The 14,469-nt window shown below is 68.3% G+C and carries 12 protein-coding genes and 1 tRNA gene; 5 read left to right on the top strand and 8 right to left on the bottom strand.

What is annotated here, in order from left to right; all coding sequences use genetic code 11:
- Nucleotides 1–76: 76 nt before the first annotated feature.
- The gene (locus ACMXN5_RS19050; RefSeq protein WP_078975854.1) at nucleotides 77–310 is read left to right on the top strand and encodes a DUF4287 domain-containing protein; all 234 of its coding nucleotides are present in this window, start codon (nucleotides 77–79) and stop codon (nucleotides 308–310) included.
- A 179-nt stretch (nucleotides 311–489) separates the two neighbouring features.
- Here ACMXN5_RS19050 and ACMXN5_RS19045 read toward each other — a convergent pair whose 3' ends face one another.
- The 3 genes from ACMXN5_RS19045 to ACMXN5_RS19035 form a co-directional block, all read right to left on the bottom strand.
- Nucleotides 490–1,344: a Bax inhibitor-1/YccA family protein gene (locus tag ACMXN5_RS19045; RefSeq protein ID WP_380014157.1), complete on the bottom strand. Its 855-nt coding sequence runs from the start codon at nucleotides 1,342–1,344 to the stop codon at nucleotides 490–492.
- A gap of 131 nt (nucleotides 1,345–1,475) precedes the next feature.
- The gene (locus ACMXN5_RS19040; RefSeq protein WP_439676271.1) at nucleotides 1,476–2,072 is read right to left on the bottom strand and encodes a hypothetical protein; all 597 of its coding nucleotides are present in this window, start codon (nucleotides 2,070–2,072) and stop codon (nucleotides 1,476–1,478) included.
- Nucleotides 2,073–2,301: 229 nt separating this feature from the next.
- Nucleotides 2,302–2,386: transfer RNA gene (locus tag ACMXN5_RS19035), tRNA-Leu, on the bottom strand.
- Between the two features lie 431 nt (nucleotides 2,387–2,817).
- On the opposite strand from ACMXN5_RS19035, the gene ACMXN5_RS19030 reads away from it, so the two are divergent.
- Nucleotides 2,818–3,594 carry an ABC transporter ATP-binding protein gene (locus tag ACMXN5_RS19030; protein WP_439676270.1) on the top strand — a complete coding sequence of 259 codons (777 nt, stop codon included), beginning with the start codon at nucleotides 2,818–2,820 and terminating at the stop codon, nucleotides 3,592–3,594.
- 67 nt (nucleotides 3,595–3,661) lie between these two features.
- Here the strand turns inward: ACMXN5_RS19030 and ACMXN5_RS19025 are convergent, their stop codons facing one another.
- The 5 genes from ACMXN5_RS19025 to eno all read right to left on the bottom strand — a co-directional run bounded on the left by ACMXN5_RS19025 (nucleotide 3,662) and on the right by eno (nucleotide 9,188).
- Complete coding sequence (locus tag ACMXN5_RS19025; protein ID WP_439676269.1) at nucleotides 3,662–5,011, bottom strand: NAD(P)/FAD-dependent oxidoreductase; 1,350 nt, start codon at nucleotides 5,009–5,011, stop codon at nucleotides 3,662–3,664.
- A gap of 567 nt (nucleotides 5,012–5,578) precedes the next feature.
- Complete coding sequence (locus ACMXN5_RS19020) at nucleotides 5,579–6,526, bottom strand: Ppx/GppA phosphatase family protein (RefSeq protein WP_439676268.1); 948 nt, start codon at nucleotides 6,524–6,526, stop codon at nucleotides 5,579–5,581.
- Nucleotides 6,523–7,080: a DUF501 domain-containing protein gene (locus tag ACMXN5_RS19015; protein WP_439676267.1), complete on the bottom strand. Its 558-nt coding sequence runs from the start codon at nucleotides 7,078–7,080 to the stop codon at nucleotides 6,523–6,525. The genes ACMXN5_RS19020 and ACMXN5_RS19015 overlap by 4 nt, the downstream gene beginning before the upstream one ends.
- A gap of 123 nt (nucleotides 7,081–7,203) precedes the next feature.
- Complete coding sequence (locus ACMXN5_RS19010; protein WP_439676266.1) at nucleotides 7,204–7,851, bottom strand: FtsB family cell division protein; 648 nt, start codon at nucleotides 7,849–7,851, stop codon at nucleotides 7,204–7,206.
- A 56-nt stretch (nucleotides 7,852–7,907) separates the two neighbouring features.
- The gene (gene eno / locus ACMXN5_RS19005; RefSeq protein ID WP_380037549.1) at nucleotides 7,908–9,188 is read right to left on the bottom strand and encodes a phosphopyruvate hydratase; all 1,281 of its coding nucleotides are present in this window, start codon (nucleotides 9,186–9,188) and stop codon (nucleotides 7,908–7,910) included.
- 162 nt (nucleotides 9,189–9,350) lie between these two features.
- Between eno and ACMXN5_RS19000 the strand changes: the two genes are divergently transcribed.
- From ACMXN5_RS19000 to ACMXN5_RS18990, 3 genes are read left to right on the top strand one after another with little or no spacing between them, the layout of a single operon-like run.
- Complete coding sequence (locus ACMXN5_RS19000) at nucleotides 9,351–9,713, top strand: SseB family protein (RefSeq protein ID WP_439676265.1); 363 nt, start codon at nucleotides 9,351–9,353, stop codon at nucleotides 9,711–9,713.
- A complete protein-coding gene (locus ACMXN5_RS18995; RefSeq protein ID WP_439676264.1) occupies nucleotides 9,706–10,059 on the top strand; it encodes a hypothetical protein in 354 nt (117 codons plus the stop codon). Before ACMXN5_RS19000 ends, ACMXN5_RS18995 begins: the two co-directional genes overlap by 8 nt.
- Before the next feature lie 13 nt (nucleotides 10,060–10,072).
- The gene (locus tag ACMXN5_RS18990) at nucleotides 10,073–14,458 is read left to right on the top strand and encodes a DUF6531 domain-containing protein (RefSeq protein WP_439676263.1); all 4,386 of its coding nucleotides are present in this window, start codon (nucleotides 10,073–10,075) and stop codon (nucleotides 14,456–14,458) included.
- Nucleotides 14,459–14,469: the final 11 nt, after the last annotated feature.

The following is a 14,469-nucleotide window of genomic DNA, read 5'->3' as shown; positions in this document are numbered from 1 at the left end:
GGGCCGGCTTCGACCGCTTGCCAACCGTTCGCCCGTCATGCACGCTCGGGTAACGGAACGCTCACCGGAGGCGCTTATGTCCTTGCACTTCTCCGAAGAGACCCACCGCAACCTCGTGGCCCGGGTGCCCGCCTGCACCGGCCGCGAACTCCCCGAATGGTTCCGGGAGATCGAGGCCGGTCCGGCCTTCTCCCGGTTCGAGGACCGGGTCTCCTGGCTCCAGGGCGAGCACAACCTCGGACACGGCCACGCCCTCGCCATCGTCCGCGAACACGAGCGCCGCCGGCACGCGCCGGGCGGAGTCAGCTGATCCGCCGACCCGCGGCCGATCCGCTGTCGGCCCCCCGTCGAAGACCCCCGGCACGCTGATCGCGCGCACGCCCCACGTCCGCCACACCCTCCGCCGATCCCGCGAACGCGAAAGCGGCGGTGCCCCCGAGTGGGAGCACCGCCGCTTTCGCGTGGTCGGGCCTAGGCCCGTCACCCGCGTCAGTCCCGCAGGATCGACAGCAGGCGCAGGACCTCCATGTAGATCCACACGAGGGTCACGGTCAGGCCGAACGCCGACCGCCACGCCTCTTTCTCCGGCACGCCCTGGGCGGCCAGTTGCTCGATCTCGTTGAAGTCGAGGGACAGGAAGAACGCACCGATGAGGATGCCGAGGATGCCCATCACGATGCCCAGCGGACCGCTGCGCAGGCCGAGGCCGTCGCCGCCGGCGATCAGGATCGCCAGTCCGTTGACGAGCATGAGCGTGACGAACCCGATCGCGATCGCGAGGCCGATGCGCGCGTAGCGGCTCGTCACCTTGACCCAGCCGGACTTGTACGCGACCAGCATGCCGACGAACACGGCGGCCGTGCCGAGGACGGCCTGGACCACGATGCCGCTGTACCGCTGCTCGAACGCGTGGCTGATCGCGCCCAGGAACACACCTTCGAGCGCGGCGTAGGTCAGCACCAGAGCGGGGCTGATCTCCCGCTTGAAGGTCACGACCATCGCGACGACGAACGCCGCGAACGCGGCGCCGATCGCCCAGCCGAAGTTCTCGAACGGCAGGAAGGCCCACGACAGCGCACCGGTGACGACGACCGTCAACAACGTCATCGCGGTACGCGCGACCACGTCGTCGATCGTCATCCGGCCGGTCTGGAGCGGACCGGCGGACTGCGCCCGGTACATCTCCTGAAGCTGCTCGGGGGTCATCGGTTGCATCGGCGGCTGCTGCGGCCCACCGAACGGGGCGCCCTGCGGCCCGGGCTGCGGCGCTCCGTAGCCGGCCTGCTGCTGCCGGCCGGTCTCGAACGCCCCCCGCCGCGTGAGCACCGGGTTGCTGCTCCTCATGTCATCTCCTCCATGCCCCCGGGTGGGGGTCGTGGCTTAAAAGAGTAATCCCCGAGTAAAGGTCTCGGGGGCTCCATCCTTCCCTTTCAACGTCCTCGGACACGCGATTTGTGCCCGTGGTCACTGTCCGGTCATAAAAAGTCGGATGGAATCCATCGCGAAGACGATCGTTGTAGGCACGGGAACACGCTGCGCTGTTCGCGAGTGGCGCTGAGCAGCGCCGCTGCCGCGGCACCGCTGATCGTCGACGCGTCCGGGATCCCCGAGGCGACACCCCGTGTCGCGGTCGGCCCGGCCGTGGCAGCCGGCCCGGCGGCAGCCAGGTGGTCGAGTGCGGACGGAGACGCCATATGGCGCTCTGTACAGGGGGTTTCGCCGTAATGCTCAGCGGACTCGTGGACGACGGCGCGCCGTTGCCCGCCCGACTGGGAGAACACCCGATGATCGAGGCGGAATTGAAGGCGCGTGCGCACGACCCGGAACACGTCCTGGATGCCCTGGAGAAGCTCGCGACGGGACGCGCCGAGGTCTATCGGGACACCCCTACTAACGACGACCCCGCGCGCACGCTCACGGCCGGGGATCGAGAGCTGCGGATCAGAGACGCGCGTCGAGGTCGAAACCCTGGTCGAGTCCGCCGACCGGGTCGCGGCGGCGTTGCCGGCGGTGCGCGAGGTACCTGCGGGGCTGGCTGTCGGTAACGATGCGTTGACCACGGAGCCGTACACGGACGCCGTAACCGCCCGACGCGGCGGCACGCGATAGCACGGCCGATGGGTCCGATCGAAATTTCTATCGATGAGAACGTCATCTTCACATTCGGAACCCCGGTTCCGACCGGTACACAGGGGGTGACGGTAAATGATCTTCGTTCGCTCGTCCGTTGACAGACCCGCACTTCTGTCAACGGCAGCGATCTTGAAAATGGCCTTCCCGCAGGTCAGAGCCATGATCATCTGGTCCCCGGAGCGGGACTCGAACCCGCACGACCTTGCGGCCAAGGAGGTTTAAGCTCCTCGTGTCTGCGTTCCACCATCCGGGGGCGATGCTGAGCGTAGCGGCCTCGGCGCACCGGGTTGACCCCCTGATTTTCGCGGCTCCGTGAACGGCTCGCGGCGACCCGTTCGATCGCGGAGAGCGACCGAGGGCAACCCGTCCCGATGCCGCACGGATGATGCCGAATGGGTGCTTTGAGGCGCCTGATCAGGGGATATACCGCATTCGGCCGCGGTTGCCCGGCACCTGTGACCGAGTCGGGAGCCCCATTTCAGGCCGGCCGGCGGACGCCCGCGGGAGGGGCACCAGACCCTCGTCGGCGTCGCTTGGCGCGATCGATTTCGACCATGTGTGAGCGAAACCGGCGAAGCGTGAGTAAGTGTGATCAGACGTCCTGGATCATGCGCAATCTTGTGGAAGCGTGGGTAGGCAGCACGAATCGGAACCGTTCCGTCACTGCGAGAAAAGAGGTCTCCTGTGACCGCCACCGAACCCACCGCGGGCGTCGGGACGCACGGCGCGCTCGCCGCCGTCGCCACCGACCTGACCAAGGTCTACGGCGAGGGCGAAACGCGGGTGATCGCGCTCGACGGTGTCTCGGTCGGCTTCCGGCGCGCGGAGTACACCGCGATCATGGGGCCCTCCGGGTCGGGCAAATCCACGCTGATGCACTGCATGGCGGGGCTCGACTCGATCACGGCCGGCTCGGTGCGGCTCGGCGACGCGGAGCTGTCCGCGCTGAACGACAAGCAGCTCACCCTGCTCCGCCGGGAGAAGGTCGGTTTCGTCTTCCAGTCGTTCAACCTGCTGCCCACGCTCACCGCGCTGGAGAACGTCACGCTCCCGATGGACATCGCGGGGGTCAAGCCGGACAAGGCCTGGCTCGACCACGTGATCGAGACCGTCGGGCTGCGCGACCGGCTCAGGCACCGGCCGAGCGAGTTGTCCGGCGGCCAGCAGCAGCGTGTCGCGTGCGCCCGCGCGCTGGCGAGCAAGCCGGAGATCATCTTCGCCGACGAGCCGACCGGCAACCTCGACTCGCGCTCCGGCGCCGAGGTGCTGGGTTTCCTCCGCAGCAGCGTCTACGACCTGGGCCAGACCATCGTGATGGTGACCCACGACCCGAACGCGGCCTCCTACGCGGACCGCGTGGTGTTCCTGGCCGACGGTCGGATCGTCGACGAGATGGCCGCGCCGACCGCCGACCTGGTCCTGGAACGCATGAAGCGCTTCGAGGCACAGCGCACGAGCTGACCGAGGGAACGCGACGAAGCCCGGTACGCACAGGGCGTACCGGGCTTCGCGGCGAACGACCTACGACCTACGACTTGGCCACGGGCTCCGCGGCCGGCCGAGGCGCCGGCAGCGCCGCCTCGGCGAACTCGTCGCGCGGGTGCTCCATCGCGCCGAGCGAGACGATCTCGCGCCGGAAGAACGCCGACAGCGTCCAGTCGGCGAAGACCCGGAACTTGCGGTTGAACGTCGGCACCATCGCACCGTGGTAGGTGCGGTGGAACAGCCAGGCCGGCAGGCCCTTGAGCTTGAACCGGCCGAACATCACCGCGACGCCCTTGTGCAGACCGAGGCCGGCCACCGCGCCGAGGTTCTTGTGCTTGTACTCCTGCGGCGGGAAGCCACGCATCACCGAGACGACGTTGTCACCCAGGACCCGGGCCTGCCGCAGCGCGTGCTGCGCGTTCGGCGGGCACCAGGCGCCCTCGCCCGCGGCCAGGTCCGGCACCTGCGCGTTGTCGCCGGCGGCGAACACGTTGTCCATGCCGACCACCTGGAGGGTGGTGCGGGTGTCGACGTGGCCGCGCGGGCCGAGCGGCAGACCGTACTCCGACAGAACCGGGTTGGGCTTGACGCCCGCGGTCCACAGGATCGTCGAGGCGTCGAACTCGATGTCGTTCGAGAGCACGCAGTGCTTGTCGACGCACGACTTGAGCGAGGTCTCCAGGTGGAACTCGATGTCCCGGCTCTTGAGCCGCTCCAGCGTCCACGCGCCGAGCTCGGGACCGACCTCGGGGAGGATGCGGTTGGCCGCCTCCACCATCACGAAACGCATGTCCTCGCGCTTGAGGTTCTTGTAGTAGCGCACCGCGTCGCGGGCCATGTCCTCGACCTCGGCCAGCGCCTCGATACCGGCGAAGCCGCCGCCGACGAAGCAGAACGTCAGCGCCTTGCGGCGGATGTCCTCGTCGGTGGTGGAGTCGGCCAGGTCGAGCTGCCCGAGCACGTGGTTGCGCAGTGCGATGGCTTCTTCGATGGTCTTGAGACCGATGCCGTTCTCGGCGAGGCCGGGAATGGGGAAGGTCCGCGATATGGAGCCGAGCGCGATGACGATGTAGTCGAAGCCGAGTTCGTAGGACTCGCCGGCCAGCGGCTCGACGAGGGCCACCTTGCGGTCGTGGTCGACGGAGGTGACCCGGCCGTTGACGATCTCGGCGTTGGGCAGGACACGGCGCAGCGGCACCACGACGTGGCGTGGTGAGATGCTGCCGGCGGCCGCTTCCGGGAGGAAGGGCTGGTAGGTCATGTACGACCGCGGGTCGACGACCGTGACGGTCGCTTCGCCGAAGCGCATCTTCTTGAGGATGCGCTGCGCGGCGTACAGACCAACGTAGCCGCCGCCGACGATGAGGATGCGAGGGCGATCCGTGTTGCTCATGTTTGGAAGTATCCACCGATCGAAGTCGCCGGTGCTTCGAGGCCGCGCGCAGTACCGAAGGGGCCGTCTGGTACCCTTCGTCCTTTTGCTTGTGCATTTGTGCACGGTGGGCGGTCGGGGAGGATCCATCCGACCCTGGCACCCGGCGACTCGGTCCCGGTGACCTGCGTCGATCCTGCCCGAGGGGTGCGGGGACGGCGCAATGTGATCTCCACCTCGGCTCGTCGACGACCGTGGTTTTCGAAGGCGGGGACCGTCTCGAACCGGGTCGACCAGAGGAAAACGGCCCTACATGGCCAACTTTTGCCCCGTCGACCATGTGAAGGGATTCACAAACTTTCGTCCGTGTCCGAACGTTGGACAGGGGTCGTTGGTTCCCTGGTGGTGGTTGTTCGTTCTTTGGCCGCGGCCTGTCCGCTGTCGGTCCGCTGCCTGTTCGGTCGCCGTTGGGTCGCCGTTCGCTCCTTGCCGACCCGGGGCGGGACGGCGTGCGGGGGCCAACTCGCGGGCGCGCCACGGGGGTCGGGTGGGGCGGGCGCGGCCGCGAGTGTGGGGGCGGCGGCGGGGCTACTTGCCGACCGGGGCCTCCGCCTCGGACCAGGCGATGCCGTCCAGGATGTCGTGTTCGCTGACCACGACCTCGGTCAGGCCGGTGCGCTCCATGATCGTGCGCAGGACCAGCGCGCCGGCGGCGATCACGTCGACGCGGCCCGGGTGCAGGACGGGGATGGTCGCGCGTTCGGCGTGGGTGCTCGCCAGGAGGCGGGCGGTGACGGTGCGGACCTGGTCCAGGGTCAGCCGGGCGTGGTGGATCGTGGTCGAGTCGTATTCGGGCAGGTCGAGCGCGATGCCCGCGACGGTGGTCACCGAACCGGCCAGGCCGACCAGGGTGCGGGCGCGCGCCAGGGGGACCACGGCCGCGACCTGGTCCAGGGCGGCCTCGATGTCGGTGATCGCGGCGGCGACCTGGGCCGGTGTCGGCGGGTCGTCGCGCAGGTGGCGCTCGGTCATCCGGACGCAGCCGATGTCCACCGAGCGGGCCGCCTCGGGACGGTCGGTGCCGAGTACGAATTCGGTGGAGCCGCCGCCGAGGTCGACCACGAGGTAGGGCGTCTCGACGGCGCCGGTCCCGGCCAGTTCGCGGGTCGCCCCCACGAAGGACAGCGCGGCCTCCTCGTCGCCCGAGATCACCTCCGGCTCGACGCCCAGGATCTTCCGGACGCCGTCCCGGAAATCGTCCCGGTTCTCCGCGTCCCGGCTGGCGCTGGTGGCCACGAAACGCACCCGCTCGGCGCCCAGTTCGCGGATCACCTCGGCGTAGTCGACGCACGCCGCAAAGGTGCGCTCCAGGGCCTCCGGAGCCAGTCGGCCGGTCCGGTCCACGCCTTGGCCGAGCCGTACGATCCGCATCCGGCGGTCCAGGTCGACCAGGGTGCCGCCGACCGGGTCCAGGTCGGCGACGAGCAGGCGGATGGAGTTGGTGCCGCAGTCGATCGCGGCCACGCGTCGGGTCATCGGGTCTCGTCCTCCGGGGCGGGGGCGGCGTCGGGCGAAGTGGTGGGGGCGGCGTCGGGAGAGGCGTCGGCGGGCGCGTCCACGCACACGCACGGGCCCTTGGCCCACCAGTCGGGCAGCGCGTCCAGCGCCTCGTCGCCGAGCGGGTTGACGCCGCGACCGGCGGCGAGCGCGTGGCCGGCCAGGACGTGCAGGCACTTGACCCGGTCCGGCATGCCGCCCGCCGACGGGAAGCCCTCCAGCACCTCGATCGCGTCCCGGCGCGCGATGTAGTCCTCGTGCGCGGCGGCGTACCGGGCGGCCAGATCCTCGTCCTCGGCCAGGCGCGCGTTCATCTCGCGCATGACGTTGTTCGCCTCCAGCGTCCCGATCGCGGAGGCCGCGCGGGGGCAGGTCAGGTAGTACAGCGTCGGGAACGGCGAGCCGTCCTCCAGGCGCGGGGCGGTCTCCACGACGTCCGGCAGCCCACACGGGCACCGGTGTGCGACGCCGCGCAGACCACGCGGGGTACGGCCGAGCTGCGCCTTGACGGCGTCGATGTCCTGCTGATCCATGGAGGGAGTATGTCCTGTTTCGCTGAATGGTTCGGACCGACGTTCGAGCGGGGTGCCGCCCCGGAGCCGCGTGCGGCGGCCGGTCGCTGCGGGCGGCGCGGGGCCGGGGCGAGCCGGACCGGGCTAGCCGATCGACGTGGCGGGTGTCCTCGTGTGCGTCGGCGGCGTGCTCGGGGTCGGCGTACCGGCCTTGTCCGCGTCGCGGGTGGAGTCCCACAGGTTCCGGTACCAGGGCGGCGAGCCGGCCTGGGCCGGGGTGGGCGGCGCCGGGTCGCCCGGGGTGCCGGCGGGCGGCACCACCAGGTAGGCGGTGTCACCGGGGTAGACGAAGTGCAGCCGCTCGCGCGCCTGTTGCCGGACGTACGCCGGGTCGTTCCAGCGCTCCAGGTCGGACCGCATGCGCTCGGTCTCGGACTGTTGCTTGCGGGTGCTCTCGCGCAGGTCGGCCACGTCGGAGCGCTGCGCCAGGTATTGCCGCAGCGGGTAGACGAGGGCGATCGCCAGGCTCAGCACCACCAGGCTCAGCACGATCCACTTGCCGCCGCCGCGCCGGCGCAGCCGACCCAGGCCCGCCGCCGCGGCCGAGCCCTTGAAGGACCCGGCCGCGGTCTTCGGCTTGGCGGGTTTGGCCGGCTTCGGCCCGGCCGGCCTCGACGAGGCCGGCGCCGGGCGTGTACCGCGGGCCTGGCGCGGTGGTGCGACGGCTCGGGACGCGCGGGCGACCCGAGTCGGCCCGGCCGTCCTGCGACCGCCCTCGCCCTGCTCGCTCACGCGTCCTCCCGCCGTTCCGTCGTTTCGGCGCCGGCGGTCCCCCGCTCGACCGGGTGTCAGCCCTGGAAGCGCGGGAACGCGGCGCGGCCGGCGTACTCCGCCGCGTCGTCGAGGATCTCCTCGATGCGCAGCAGCTGGTTGTACTTGGCGACCCGGTCGGAGCGCGCCGGGGCGCCCGTCTTGATCTGGCCGCAGTCCGTGGCCACCGCGAGGTCCGCGATCGTGGTGTCCTCGGTCTCGCCGGACCGGTGACTCATCATGCACCGGTAGCCGTTGCGGTGGGCGAGCGACACGGCGTCGAAGGCCTCGGTGAGCGTGCCGATCTGGTTGACCTTCACCAGGAGGGCGTTGCCCGCCTTCTCGGCGATGCCGCGCGCCAGGCGCTCCGGGTTGGTGACGAACAGGTCGTCGCCGACGAGCTGGACCTTGTCGCCGACCTGCGCGGTGAGCGCGACCCAGCCCTCCCAGTCGCTCTCGTCCAGCGGGTCCTCGATCGAGACCAGCGGGTACGCGTCGACCAGCTCGGCGTAGTAGGCCGACATCTCGGCGGAGGTCTTCTTGGCGCCCTCGAAGACGTACGCGCCGTCGGTGTAGAACTCGCTGGCCGCCGCGTCCATGGCGAGCGCGATGTCGGTGCCCGGGGTGTAGCCGGCCTTCTCGATCGCCTCGACGATCAGGTCGAGCGCGGCGCGGTTGTTCTCCAGGTTCGGCGCGAAGCCGCCCTCGTCGCCGATGCTGGTGGCCAGGCCGCGCGCCTTCAGCACGGACTTGAGGCAGTGGTATACCTCGGCGCCCCAGCGCACCGCCTCGGCGAAGGTCTCCGCGCCGATCGGCGCGATCATGAACTCCTGGATGTCGACGTTGGTGTCCGCGTGCGCACCACCGTTGAGGATGTTCATCATCGGCACCGGAAGCACGTGCGCGTTCGGGCCGCCGAGGTAGCGGAACAGCGGCAGGTTCACCGATTCGGCGGCGGCGTGCGCCACGGCGAGCGAGACGCCGAGGATGGCGTTGGCGCCGAGTTCGCCCTTGTTCTCCGTGCCGTCCAGGTCGATCATCGCCTGGTCGATCAGCCGCTGGTCGTCGGCCTCGGTGCCGACGATCTCGTCGTAGATGCGGTCGTTGACCGCGTCGACGGCCTTCTGTACACCCTTGCCGCCGTAGCGGGACTCGTCGCCGTCCCGCAGCTCGACGGCCTCGAAGGCGCCGGTGGAAGCGCCGGACGGCACGGCGGCACGGCCCGAGCTGCCGTCGTCGAGGACGACCTCGACCTCCACCGTGGGGTTCCCTCGGGAGTCCAGGATCTCCCGGGCGTGGATGACGTCGATGGACGGCACGAGTTTCTCCTTGATCAAGGGGCACGCTGGTCTGCTCGGCCAGCCTAGTAGCAGCCCGGGTCGCGCTTGGCTCGGGAACGGGTAGCTGTGGGCGACTATTCGGTGACGCGAACGCGAACGGATTGGCTAGGGTGACGCTCGGTCGAGGGACGGGGCGTACACATGACCGAACCGGATCCGGGGGACATATCACCGCTCGCGCGGGAGATCGACCGGCTGCTCGCGGGCGGGGGCGACCCGCCGGCGCTGCTGAGCGCGCTGCTCGCGGCCCGGCTGTACTGCGAACGACCCGAACGGGTCGGCTTCGCGGCAATCGGCCCGCCGGGGGGTGGGGTGGTCCCGGTGTTCACGTCGGAGGAGCAGTTGGCGCTGTTCGTCCGCGGCGGGTGCGACTGGTTCGCCACCGAAGGCGCCGACCTGGTGCGGCTGTTGCCGCCCGGCTACGACATCGCGATCGACCTGGCCGGCCCGCGACCGGTGCGGCTGCGGGCGAGTCTGTGGAACGCGGAGGCGGCGGATGGGTGACGACGGGTTCAAGGTCGACAGCGCGTTCGTGCGCGGGGCCGGTACGGAGTTGATCGAGGCGCTGGCGGTGGCCCGGGAGATCGCGCAGAAGCAGCAGCCGTTGCGGGATGGGTTGGTGGCGCTGCAGAAGTACTACTCGTCCCCCCTCCAAGCCGGCGAGATCGTGCTGGCCTCCGCCAAGGCGATGGCCGCGCTGGTCAACCTCGGCGAGAACATCGCGATCGCGCTGGAGATGGCCGCGCAGCAGTACGAGGCGGCCGAACGTGACGCCGAGGCCCGGTTCTTCACGCCCGGCGGCGCGGCCTCGATCCACGCGGGCGACGACATGGGCACCACCCCGAACTGACGGAGGCCGCCCGGTGTTGGTATCCGGCGAACCACTCACCCCCGACTCGCAGCCTCGCGGCCTGATACCCGGCGACTGGGAGGTGTTACACACGCTCGCCGACGTACTGACCCGGTTCTCGGTGCAGGCGCTGGAGGCCAAGGGCCGGCTCGGCCGGATCGAGGGCAAAGAACTCTGGCAGGGCAACGCGGCGGAGGGCTTTCGCAAGGACCTCGGGATCGTCACCGACCTGTTGGGCCTGCACGGCAAGGAATACCCGAGCGTCGCCGCGAAGTTGCGCGAGTTCGCCGAGGTGCTGCGGTTCGCCCAGGGCGAGTGCGCGAACGAGATCATCCCGAAGGCGAAACAGGCGTTCTGGCTGATCGAGGCGCAGGCGCGCGAGCAGGAGTCGTACGACCTCGCCAAGCGCAATCAGGACGTGCAGCAGGCCAACGGCGTCGGCAAGGAGTGCCTGCCCTCGCTGCCGCACAAGCCCGAGGGCCATCCGGGCGCGGACCTGTTGCGCGAGGCGCAGGAGCAGTTGAAGCGGGTGCGCGAGCGGGTGGAGAAGGCCGACGCGCACGCGCTGTTGGAACTGCGCAAGTCCCGTGGCGTCCTCGACCTCGACCCGGACATATGGAAGACACTGCGCCAGGCGGGGGTCGATTTCGCCAAGGGCGCCGCCGGCGGGGTCTTCGAACTCGCGAGCTTCGCGTGGACGATCGACCCGGGTCGGATCTTCGTCGACCCGATCGCGTACGCCACCGACCTGAAGGGCATCGCGGGCGGCATGCTCGGCATCGCCCGGGACCCGGTGGGATTCGCCCAGGACACGGTCGTCACCTCGTGGGAGGACTTCAAAAAGAACCCGGCCCGGTGGATGGGCAACCTGGCGCCCGACCTGGCCCTGACGCTGGCCACGCGCGGCGGCAACAAGGCGCTGACGCCCGCCGAGCAGGTCGAGAAGAACATCGCCAAGCGGGACAACCCCCGCTGCCGGGCCGCGGAGGCGTGCACGCGCGAGGGCGAGCCGATCGACGTGGTCACCGGCGAGATGGTGCTGCCGCAGACCGACGTGACGCTGCCGGGTGCGCTGCCGTTGGTGCTGGAGCGGCATCACCGGACGGCGTTCGGCGGGGGCCGGCTCTTCGGTGAGCGGTGGGCGTCGACGTTCGACCAGTGCCTGCGGCTGGGCGCGGACCGGGTCACGTTCACGGCCGCCGACGGGATGACGCTGCGCTATCCGGTGCCGAGGCCGGGCGAGCCGGTGCTGCCGATGGGCGGATACCGGTGGCCCCTGGCGTGGGACGGCGCCGGCACGTTCACGGTGACCGACCCGCGCCGGGGCTGGACGTGGTCGTTCGCGGCGCTCCCGGGGCGGGCGTCCCGGCGAATACCGGTGCGGGCGCTGGCGGATCGCAACGCGAATCGTGTCGAGTACGTCTACGACGCCGACGGTGTGCCGTGCGAAGTCACCCACTCGGGCGGCTACCGGGTGGCGGTCGACTCGGCGGCAGGCCTGATCACGGGATACCGCCTGCTCGGCGCGGACCCGGTCACCCACACGAGCACGAACGACCCGTCTGCCTGCGTCGACCTCGTCACGTTCGCCCACGACGCGCTCGGCAACCTCACCGAAGTCGTCAACTCCTCGGGCCACCCGCTGCGCTTCACCTACGACACCCACCACCGCATGACGTCCTGGACCGACCGCAACAACACCTGGTACCAGTACGAATACGACGAGGCTGGCCGCTGCGTCAGGGGCTCCGGCGTGGCCGGCGTCTTGGACAACACGTTCGCCTATGACACCGCCGCCAGGGTCACCCGGATGACCAACGCCCTCGGCGCCGTCCGCGAATACGAATACAACGACTGGTCCCAGGTAATCCGCGAAACCGACCCCCTGGGCGCCACCCGCCACACCGAATGGGACTCCTACAACCGCCAAGTCGCAGTAACCGACGAACTCGGCCACACCACGAGGTACGCATACGACGCGCAGGGCAACCCGATCGGCGTCATCCTCCCCGACGGCACCTTCACCGTCGCCGACGTCGACCCGGCGCTCTGCCGCCCCACCCGAATCACCAATCCGGACGGCACGGTCCGCCAACACACCTACGACAACCGCGGCAACCTCCTCACCACCACCGACGAACTCGGCGCGGTCATGTCCTACGCCTACAACGAGGCCGGCCACCTGACCGCCGTCACCAACGCCCTCGGCCACACCACAACCATCTCCGCCAACCCGGCCGGCCTCCCCACCACAATCACCGACCCACTGGGCGCCACCACCCACATCACCCACAACGCCTTCGGCCGCACCACCACCTCGACCGACCCCTTGGGCCACACCACCAAGACAACCTGGACGGTCGAAGGAAAACCCGCCCACCGCGAACGCCCCGACGGCACCACCGAATCCTGGACCTGGGACGCCGAAGGCAATCTCCGCCACCACATAAACCCAGCCGGCTTCACCACCACCTACGAATCAACCCACTTCGACCTCCCCTCCGCCCAAACCGGCCCGGACGGCGCACGCCTGGAGTTCACCTACGACGCCGAGTTACGCCTGACCCGGGTCACCAACCCAAAAGGCCTTACCTGGAACTACACATACGATCCGGCCGGCCGACCCACAATCGAGACGGACTTCAACGGTCGACAATCGACCTACCACCACGACGCGGCGGGTCGATTAGTATACCGCACGAACGGCGCGGGCGAGGTTGTCACTTACCGTCGCGATGCCCTGGGTCGAGTCATTACGCAATGCCATGTGCAGTCCGGCCGCGAAACCACATATCAATACGACGCTGTCGGCCGACTGGCGCGGACCACCAATCCGGACGTGGACTTGCGGTTGGTACGCGACGCTTTGGGTCGAGTCATCAAAGAAATTTCCAACGGTCGGACGATGACCAATTCATATGATGCTTTGGGGCGACGAGTACTCCGTCAGACTCCTTCTGGTCACGTAAGCAACTGGAGCTACGATTCCGCCGACCGTCCTGAAATGCTGTGCACCGGAAACCTGACCTTCGAGTTTGAGCATGATCTCGGCGGCCGGGAGAAATCCCGAAGCTTTGAGAATGTGCGATTCCACCAGCAATGGGACCGCGGCGATCGACTGACTGAGCAGTCAATCGAGACCGGTCGAGACGTTGGCCGCCTTGCAACAATCATGGATCCCACCACACGGCTAAGGGAAAGCGAACTTCGCAGCTATTCATATCGCGCCGATGGCTACATCACCGCAATCAACGATAGTTGGGCAGGACCGAAAAGCTACGACTTGGACAACGTCGGTCGGGTGACTGGGGTTCGCGGACGCAGCTGGTTGGAGAAATACGCATACGACACCTCGGGGAACCAACTCGAAGCCGAGTGGCCAGCCGAAAGCGACGAATCCCAGGGAGAACGCGAAGTATCCGGCACCCTGGTCCGAAGAGCAGGTCGCACCAGATACGAATACGACGCCCAAGGTCGTTTGGTCCGCCAATACCGCAAAACATTGTCAGGGAAGGTCAGGCAGTGGGCGTACGGATGGGATCCTGACGATCGACTGGTAGAGGTACTGACTCCCGACCGCCGCCGATGGGTCTACGTCTACGACGGGTTGTCTCGGCGCACCGAAAAATTCGAGGTCGCCGCAGATTCTCACATAAAGAACACCGTTATATTCGACTGGGACATGAGTAGAGTCGTCGCACAAGACGACGGCCATTCTGTCCTCACCTGGGAATACAAAAACGCTACCAACGTACCCATTTCGCAATCGGTCGGAGCAGGCGACCGGCCCGGAACGACCTATGCCATAAGAACGGATGCCATAGGCACACCCACCGAACTCGTCTCTCCGGGCGGGGATATCGTCCTGAGAATGGGATCGAGCATATGGGGAGAATCCTTTTCTCAAGCAGGCTCCGATATTCGATGTCCGCTCAGATTTCCTGGGCAATATTTTGATGCAGAATCCGAATCAAGCTACAACTACTTTCGCACCTACGATCATCGCCTCGCCGGCTACCTATCACCCGACCCGCTCGGCCTCTTCCCCTCCCCACGAGAGAGGGGCTATGTTGCAAACCCGCTTGTCGAGTCCGATCCACTAGGACTCGAGGCTTGCAAAGTCGCGGTAATCGGACGCCGGGAAGATACCGCAGCCGCCGGCAATTGGGAGGGCCATGACGTACTTGACGTTCCGAAATGGTCTATTGAACTGAATGATCAATGGATCCAGAACATCATTGCCGAACGGCAGGATGTCTACTTGGCTTCACCACTCACTCACGATAACTTATGGCGGTCGCAGCGAGGACGAGAAACAGTAACCGCCAGAGAGGTGCGCATGCTGACCGAAGCCGGCTACACTTGGGACGGAAACTACCTCAGACCCCCACGGCGTTAGGAAGCACTTCG

The sequence above is a fragment of the Embleya australiensis genome (assembly GCF_051903075.1).
GTDB lineage: Bacteria > Actinomycetota > Actinomycetes > Streptomycetales > Streptomycetaceae > Embleya.
This window is presented reverse-complemented; position numbering and strand designations above follow the sequence as displayed.